Below are 7,220 nucleotides of genomic sequence, written 5' to 3' on the forward strand. Positions count from 1 at the left end.
GCGATCGAGGAGGCGGGGCGGGGCGATGACATTGTGTTCTTCGACCGATCCGGCTTCACCCAGAGCCCGGGTGCGGCGACGCTCTTCTGGCTCGGTGACCAGATCCAGAACTGGAGCGAGTATGATGGCATCAAGTCCGCCGTGGTCGGCATGCTGTCTGGCGGCATCTCGGGAGGAAGCCTGATCCACAGCGATACGGGCGGCTACAGCGCGTTCAAGTTCGGTGTCGCCGGGCGGGAGATCCCGATCATCGCGCGCACGCCGGAGCTCATGATGTGGTGGACTGAGTTGAACGCCTTCACGGCTGTCTTACGCACCCATGAGGGCCTTGTTCCGGCCATCTCGGCCCAGTTTGACACAAGTCCCGAACTCCTGGCGCACACAGCGCGCTTTGCCAGAGTCTACAAAGGACTGGCGAGCTATCGTAAACGTCATGTTGCAGCCGCAGCGGCGCAGGGCTATCCGCTGACCCGCCACCTCTTCCTTCACTACCCTGATGACCGGAACACCTATGGGCTGCGCTACCAGTACCTGCTTGGTCCTGACCTCATGGTCGCCCCGGTTGTCGACAAGGGGGCACATCTGTCGAGGTGTACTTCCCGGAAGGTACGCAGTGGGTGGACCTCTGGACGGGTGCCAACGCAGGCACGGCGGGTGAATGGGACCGGATGCCGGCGCCTTTAGGCAAGCCTGCGGTGTTCCTGCGCAAAGGAGCGGAGGCGCAGGACGATATCATTCGTGGGCTGAAGAGCGTCCACATTCTCGCTTAACAGGCCTAAGATGCTTGACCGGAAGCGTTGCGAAGGGCAGCTCTTTGCACATCTCGGAAGAAGACCTTGGGTCTGCTCAGGTGGGGAACACCGGACGCTCCTGCTGTGGAGGGAATTTCCGAGGCTGACCCACAGCCGACTCTTAGAGTTCCAACGGGCTCGCAATTCATTGTAGCGCGCTATCCGAGGGGCTGTAGCAGCAGTTCCCTGCCGGAGCATCTTGCTGCCTTCGTAAGGGCCAGTACTTTGCCGGCTGACTCAAGACCTTGAAGGGCCTCACCTCATACGAGTTCATCGGCAAAACCTAGCTCACGAAGCTCAAATGCTCCAGCTCTGAACCGGCTTATCAAATCCCGGGACTGAACATCTAGGTTGCAAAGAGGCCGGTGATTTCCAAATTGTCGAGCGCTATGAACCTGCTGTGGCTTGGGGGTCTCCCGCGACGCCTAGCAACCTCTCGCTCAAAGGCAATGAATGCACCCACCTGTCCTGCGGTGTCTTGAAGCGGGCGGACGTCGACCTCGCACTCATACTCCTCTCCCCCCTTGCGGTAATTGGTGAGGAACCCATGAAAACGCCGGCCTCGCAAGAGCGTGTGCATCATCACTTGCTTGGTGTGCAGTGACGTGCGCGGGCCTTGAAGGATCCTCGGGGACTGGCCGATCAGCTCGTCTTTCGAGTAACCCGCCATCTGCTCAAAGGCTGTATTCACGTAGCTGATAACCGGCCCAGGGCGAGCAAGAACTGGCCCTGTGACTACGACTGGGATCGGAAACTGATCCGCCAGAATGGGGATAAGAGTTACTACATCCATGCAGGCACCTTGGGTCAGCAATGAGCTGTAATTCAGATTGTGTTAATAAAGATTTTCTTTTGCCTCTCACGCCATCGGGTGTGCCAACCCTCAAATTAGCCGTTCATTAAACTGTCTCGGGGCTGAATGCGTCACCGTAGAAGAAACCCGCAGGGGAGATTGCCCAATGATCGTTCATCAACTCATCTACTGCAGCCGCAACAAAATGCCCGGGGATGACCGAGCTCAGCTCAATAGCCTGCGAGAGATCCTATCGACGTCTCAGCGAAACAATGCCCGTGATGGCATCACCGGGTACCTGATCTTCGATAAGTCCTGGTTCGTCCAGATCCTGGAGGGTGATCGCGCGAAAGTCTCAGAGACGTACACTAGAATCGCCCGTGATGCTCGCCACGGAATGTCAACTGTCATGAACACGCGTGACGTCGCAGAGCGCTCCTTCCCCGAGTGGACTATGGGAGGCGTTATGCGGTCTGTCGATGTCCAGGAAATCTATCTGAGCCATGGTTTTGGCGGGCCTGTCGACCCGACCAAAGTGAAATGGGAAAAGCTGTTCGCCTTGGCGCTTGACCTCAACGAGTTCGAACGCACTCGCAGATCGGCTCATAAGCAGGCGAGCTGAACATAATTTCCGGCGCAGACGCTGTCATGTTGCGCAGCGCCTATGCGTCCAGCAAGGCGGCGATCAACAGCTTCACCTGTACTTGGGCTCTGGAATTGGCCGAGGCCGGCATCACCGTCAACGCGGCGGCACCTGACCTAGTGGAAGCCGCGTTGTTCCGTCAGAACACGCCCGTCGACAGTGGGGCTGAGTAGGGTTTCCTTTCGCTCATTCTAGTACGGCGCCTCGGCAAGCCGGAAGAGATTGCCGAGGCCATTGACTTCCTGCTCTCAGAAGAGGCCGGTTATGTCATCGGGCAGATCCTGTTCGTCGATGGCGGTGGGTCGATCGGTAGGGTGGCCATCTGAACTGATCGAACAGGGTGACAAGGAACTATGATTCCATCGCTCGCAGTCGCAGCACGGATGCTGCCATTAGGATGCCTAGTAGGTCCGCTCGTGGCACGCCTCGGTCGTTTGTCTCGTGGCTGCTTAAGCCCCAGGTTCGGACCGTGCTCTGTCGCATGCAGTAGGCTCTGAGGCGGCTCGTCATCGAGCCGCCTCAGGCGGTCAGATTTCAACCTGTTCCGCAATCAGAAGGGCATCGTCGACATCAATCCCAAGATACCGAACCGTGCTCTCGATCTTCGTGTGCCCGAGCAGGAGCTGGACGGCCCGGAGGTTGCCTGTTCTCCGGTAGATCATTGACGCCTTGGTCCTCCACAAGGAGTGAGCGCCGTACGCGAGGGGATCGAGTCCAATCGCGCGAAGCCAGGATGCCAGCAGCCGGGCGTATTGGCGCGTTGTCATGGGCCTTTGTCGATCGATCCGGCTCGGAAACAGCGGCTCGCCCTTATGCAGGTCCTTCTTCTCCAACCAGCGCCCCACAGCCTCGCGGGTCTGCTCGGTGATCTCGAACTGAACGGGGCGACCAGTCTTCCGCTGCATCACGGTCGCGCGGGACCGCACCCGCCCATTGAGTGCCACATCGTCGACCCGAAGCGCGACCAGGTCACAGGCGCGCAGCTTGCTGTCGAGCGCCAGATTGAACAGGGCCAAGTCCCGGATGCGATGCGCCACTTGGAGCGTGCCTCGAATGGACCAGATTTCCATGGCCTTCAGAGGCGGTTTGGGGCCAATCAGCTTACCACGGTTCCAGGGTGTGATGGTTCGGCAGGGATGTTCGGCGATACTGTCCTGCATTGCAGTGCTCCTAAAACGAAGCCCCCCTCAATGAACCTTGGCCGTTCTGTCGGTGAAACCCAGACCGAGCATTCCTTCCAAAGCCCTCGTCAGCTTACTAAGGTAAGCCGGACGTCCAATTCGTTGCACTGATCTCCTGCTCGTGACCCGAAGCGGTCCTTCCTGAGTATTACTGAGTCCAAGTGAAGCGTCTAAGCTCCGCGTGGAACAATCTGTGGGGGATCATGCGCAAGCGCACAGCCATCAGAGCTGGCCACCGTCGAACGCGGAGGCCGCTGGCGGCCCTCCGGCCTGTGCTATCGGTCACTGCTCGATCATGTCGCGGATCCGTGCGGCCAGGGCCTCAACCGCAAAGGGCTTGGTGATCATCTCCATGCCGTGATCAAGGAAGCCGCTCGCCACCGCCGCGTTCTCCGCATAGCCAGTAATGAACAGCACCTTGAGGTCAGGACGATGGTCCCGGCCCTGGTCAGCGAGTTGGCGGCCGTTCATCCCCGGCAGCCCGACATCCGTCACCAGAAGATCAATGCGCTGGCGCGAATGGAGGATCTTGAGGCCAGAGGGGCCATCCGTCGCCTCCAAGGCGCGATAGCCGAGGTCCTTGAGAACCTCGACAATGAGATCACGCACTACTGGCTCATCCTCCACCACGAGTACCGTTTCCCCGGCAGCGCGGTGGGCATCGATCAGCCCGCCTGTTTCCATTACCTCCTCAACCGTGCCGGTGAAGCGCGGGAGATAGATCTTGATCGTGGTGCCGTGGCCGACCTCGGAATAGATCCGGGCATGACCCTCTGACTGCTGCGCAAAGCCGTAGATCATCGACAGGCCCAGCCCCGTTCCCTTCCCAAGAGGCTTGGTGGTGAAGAACGGCTCGAACGCGTGCTCAATCACATCGGGCGGCATGCCGGTGCCGGTATCCGTGACCGCAACGCAGATATACTGGCCTGGGCGCACTCCTGGGTGCAGTGCCGCGTAGGCGCGGTCGAGATGCGTGTTGGACGTCTCGATGATCAATCTGCCGCCGTCCGGCATGGCATCGCGGGCGTTGATGGCCAGGTTGAGAATGGCGCTCTCAAGCTGATGGGGATCGCAGCGTGTCAGCCAGAGCCCACCCGCCGTGACGAACTCCATCTGGATGGCCTCGCCAAGGGTGCGCCGGAGCAGATCCTCCATCGAGACCACGAGCTTGTTGACCTCCACCGTCTTGGGCTGGAGTGGCTGGCGCCGCGCGAAGGCGAGCAGGCGGTGGGTCAGCGCGGCGGCACGCTGGGCCGAGCTCATGGCCGCCTTGGCATGGCGCTCCAGGGCATCCGTGCGACCTTGGGTGATCCGCATCTGCATCAGGTCGAGCGAGCCCACGATGCCGGTGAGCAGGTTGTTGAAGTCGTGCGCAATGCCACCGGTGAGCTGGCCCACCGCCTCCATTTTCTGCGCCTGCCGCAGGGCCTCTTCCGTCTGCCGCAGCGCCTCTTCCTGCTGCTTCTCGGCCGTGATATCGCGGCCATAGCCGTAGACGAGGTCTCCTTCCACCGAGGTATGCCAGGAGATCCAGCGTGGCGTGCCGTCCCGGTGCGTGTAGCGGTTCTCGAAGTTCGTCAGGTCCCGGCTGGCCACCGCGTCGTCAAGGCCGCTCTGGGTGAGAGTGGCGTCTTCGGGCCAGATGAAGTCCAGGAACGAACGCCCGACGACCTCGTCCGGTGCATGCCCGAGAAGCTCGGTCCAGGCAGGGTTCACGGCTCGAAAGATTCCGTCCGCACCGACGACCACGAGCAGGTCGCGCGAGTTCTTCCAGACCCGGTCACGTTCGGCCGTGCGCTCAGCCACGCGAGCTTCCAGCGTATGGTTGAGGTCCCTCAGCGCCTCCTCGGCCCGTCTGCGCTCGGCAAGCTCATACTGCGCAGCCTGGAACAGGCGAGCATTGTCGATGGCAGTCGCCGCCTGGCCTGCGATGCCGGTCAGCAGGGTCTCGTGCTCGTCCGTGAAGACCCCAGGTGCCTCATGGCCGAAGAAAAGTCCGCCCAGAACTTCGCCGGATCGCGACACCACCGGCACTGCCAGATAGCTCCTCACCGGGAGGTGGTCTTTCGGCATGCCATAGTGAGGCTCGTTCTTGCCGTAGCGCGGGTCCTTTAGAATGTCGTCCGAACGCACCACACCTTCCCCGGCGAAGGTCGGGTGGAACACGGCCGTGTTGCGCGGCATCGGGTACCTGGAGAAGGCCTCGCGCGGCACGCCCGAGAGGGAGTAGAGCATGTAGCTTTCGCCACGCTCATTCAGAACATTGTAGAAGAAGGCACCGAACTGTGCGCCCGTCAGAGCTACACCGGCGTCAGTCGCGGCCTGGACCAATGTGTCGAGGTCGAGCTCGGAGGCAAGCTGCGAACCGGTGCGGTTGAGGATCTCCAGGCGCTCCTTCTCCCTGGCGAGCGCCCGCTGTGCCATGTGGGTCTCAGTAACGTCATGGCCCTCGCAGAAGATGCCGATGACGGCCCCAGCCTCATCCCGGATGGGCTCGTAGATGAAGTCGAGGAAGAGCTCCTGTGCGGGAGCGCCCGGCGAGGCTTGCAGTCGGATCGGCAGATGGTTGGCGACGAACCGCTCTCCGGTAGCATAGACCTGATCAAGCCACTCGTAAAAACCTTGACCCTCCAGTTCCGGGAACGCTTGGCGAACGGTTTTGCCGACGTAATCGCGATCCCCGAACAGCCGGGTATAGGCTTGGTTGGCGAACTCGAAGACATGGTTGGGCCCCGTCAGGACGGTGATGAAGCCTGGCGCCTGCTCGAACAGGCGCTGCTGCCGTTCCTTCTCGGCAGCCTGCCGGCGTTCGGCCATGACCTGGGCCGTGGTCTCGATGCAGGGGCAGAAGAAACCGGCGACCTCGCCGGTCTCATCCCGAACCGGCGTGTAGGAGAAGGCGAAGTGGGTCTCCTCCCGGAAGCCCCGCCGCATCATGAACAGGGTGATGTCGTCCATGTGAACTGGGTGGCCGGCATAGGCCTGCTCAACGATGGGTCTGAGATCATCACGGATCTCGGACCAGACTTTCAGGAAGTCGCGACCGAGCGCACCTGGATGCTTGCTGGCTAGGATCTCGGCATAAGCATCGTTGTAGAGCAGGATGCGCTCAGGTCCCCAAGCGATGAACATCGGCTGGGAGGAGCCAAGCATCACGCTGACCAGCGTCCTGAGCGTCTGCGACCAAGCACTGGGCAGGCCAAGCGGCGTAGCCGACCAGTCGTGGGCGCGGACCATCGCTCCCATGTGCCCGCCGCCGGCGAGGAACGCCAGAGGAGCCGTGAGATCAGCCTTGCCGTGCATCGCGCAGCGCTCCGGCGTGATGGGCCTCACCCCAAGGGGCGCTACTGCTCAGGAACTTCACGCCTCATGCCCCCTGGTTACCAGCCAAGACCGGCGCCCCTCCGCCGAGCGCCATGGTTGCTTTCCCGTTCACATCCTAGACGCGCAGGCACTCCAACCCACCGGGTTGAACATCCATCGAGGGCGTACGCATCAGAGATGCCTCTGCCCGCATGGCAGAGCGCGTGAGTACCTAGAGCCTGCCCGGGATCGTGGCAATCCCGTTCTTTTCTCCTTTGACCCACGATCTGCAAAGCTTTCTCAAGAGCGTCAAAGTGATGCAAAGGACCAGTGAGCACCGGTCGCAACCTTCCGGGCTGTTGGCGTAGATAGCGCCTGAGAGAATAGCTTGGGCTGAGCGTTATCCTGTAACCGCCTTAGTCAGTGCCTTTCGGAGTTGTGACTGCGGGAAGGGCTTCGCGATGACGGGCTGAGTACGCAAGTCCTCGCGCACACCTTCAGCCCCGTAC

At 61.1% G+C, this 7,220-nt stretch carries 4 protein-coding genes and 2 pseudogenes; 3 read left to right on the forward strand and 3 right to left on the reverse strand.

The annotated features are described in order from the left end of the window. Window positions 1-33: 33 nt before the first annotated feature. A pseudogene (locus AC0QTX_RS26990) lies at window positions 34-770 on the forward strand (TIM-barrel domain-containing protein). A gap of 367 nt (window positions 771-1,137) precedes the next feature. Here the strand turns inward: AC0QTX_RS26990 and AC0QTX_RS26995 are convergent. Beyond that, entirely contained in the window at window positions 1,138-1,584 is a 447-nt protein-coding gene (locus tag AC0QTX_RS26995; protein WP_474606877.1) for a PAS domain-containing protein, read from the reverse strand. Between the two features lie 166 nt (window positions 1,585-1,750). On the opposite strand from AC0QTX_RS26995, the gene AC0QTX_RS27000 reads away from it, so the two are divergent. Both AC0QTX_RS27000 and AC0QTX_RS27005 read left to right on the forward strand, forming a co-directional pair. Next, entirely contained in the window at window positions 1,751-2,206 is a 456-nt protein-coding gene (locus AC0QTX_RS27000) for a BLUF domain-containing protein (RefSeq protein ID WP_474606878.1), read from the forward strand. A 26-nt stretch (window positions 2,207-2,232) separates the two neighbouring features. After that, window positions 2,233-2,553, forward strand: a pseudogene (locus tag AC0QTX_RS27005) (SDR family oxidoreductase). Between the two features lie 201 nt (window positions 2,554-2,754). On the opposite strand, the gene AC0QTX_RS27010 reads toward AC0QTX_RS27005, so the two are convergent. After that, entirely contained in the window at window positions 2,755-3,387 is a 633-nt protein-coding gene (locus AC0QTX_RS27010) for a tyrosine-type recombinase/integrase (protein ID WP_474606879.1), read from the reverse strand. 303 nt (window positions 3,388-3,690) lie between these two features. Beyond that, window positions 3,691-6,711 carry a PAS domain-containing protein gene (locus AC0QTX_RS27015; protein ID WP_474606880.1) on the reverse strand — a complete coding sequence of 1,007 codons (3,021 nt, stop codon included), beginning with the start codon at window positions 6,709-6,711 and terminating at the stop codon, window positions 3,691-3,693. Window positions 6,712-7,220: the final 509 nt, after the last annotated feature.

The organism is Microvirga sp. jy35, assembly GCF_056148915.1.

Coding starts and splice junctions, on each gene's coding strand:
- AC0QTX_RS26995 (WP_474606877.1), bottom strand. CDS start 1,584: ATGGATGTAGTAACTCTTATCCCCATTCTGGCGGATCAGTTTCCGATC.
- AC0QTX_RS27010 (WP_474606879.1), bottom strand. CDS start 3,387: ATGCAGGACAGTATCGCCGAACATCCCTGCCGAACCATCACACCCTGG.
- AC0QTX_RS27015 (WP_474606880.1), bottom strand. CDS start 6,711: ATGCACGGCAAGGCTGATCTCACGGCTCCTCTGGCGTTCCTCGCCGGC.
- AC0QTX_RS27000 (WP_474606878.1), top strand. CDS start 1,751: ATGATCGTTCATCAACTCATCTACTGCAGCCGCAACAAAATGCCCGGG.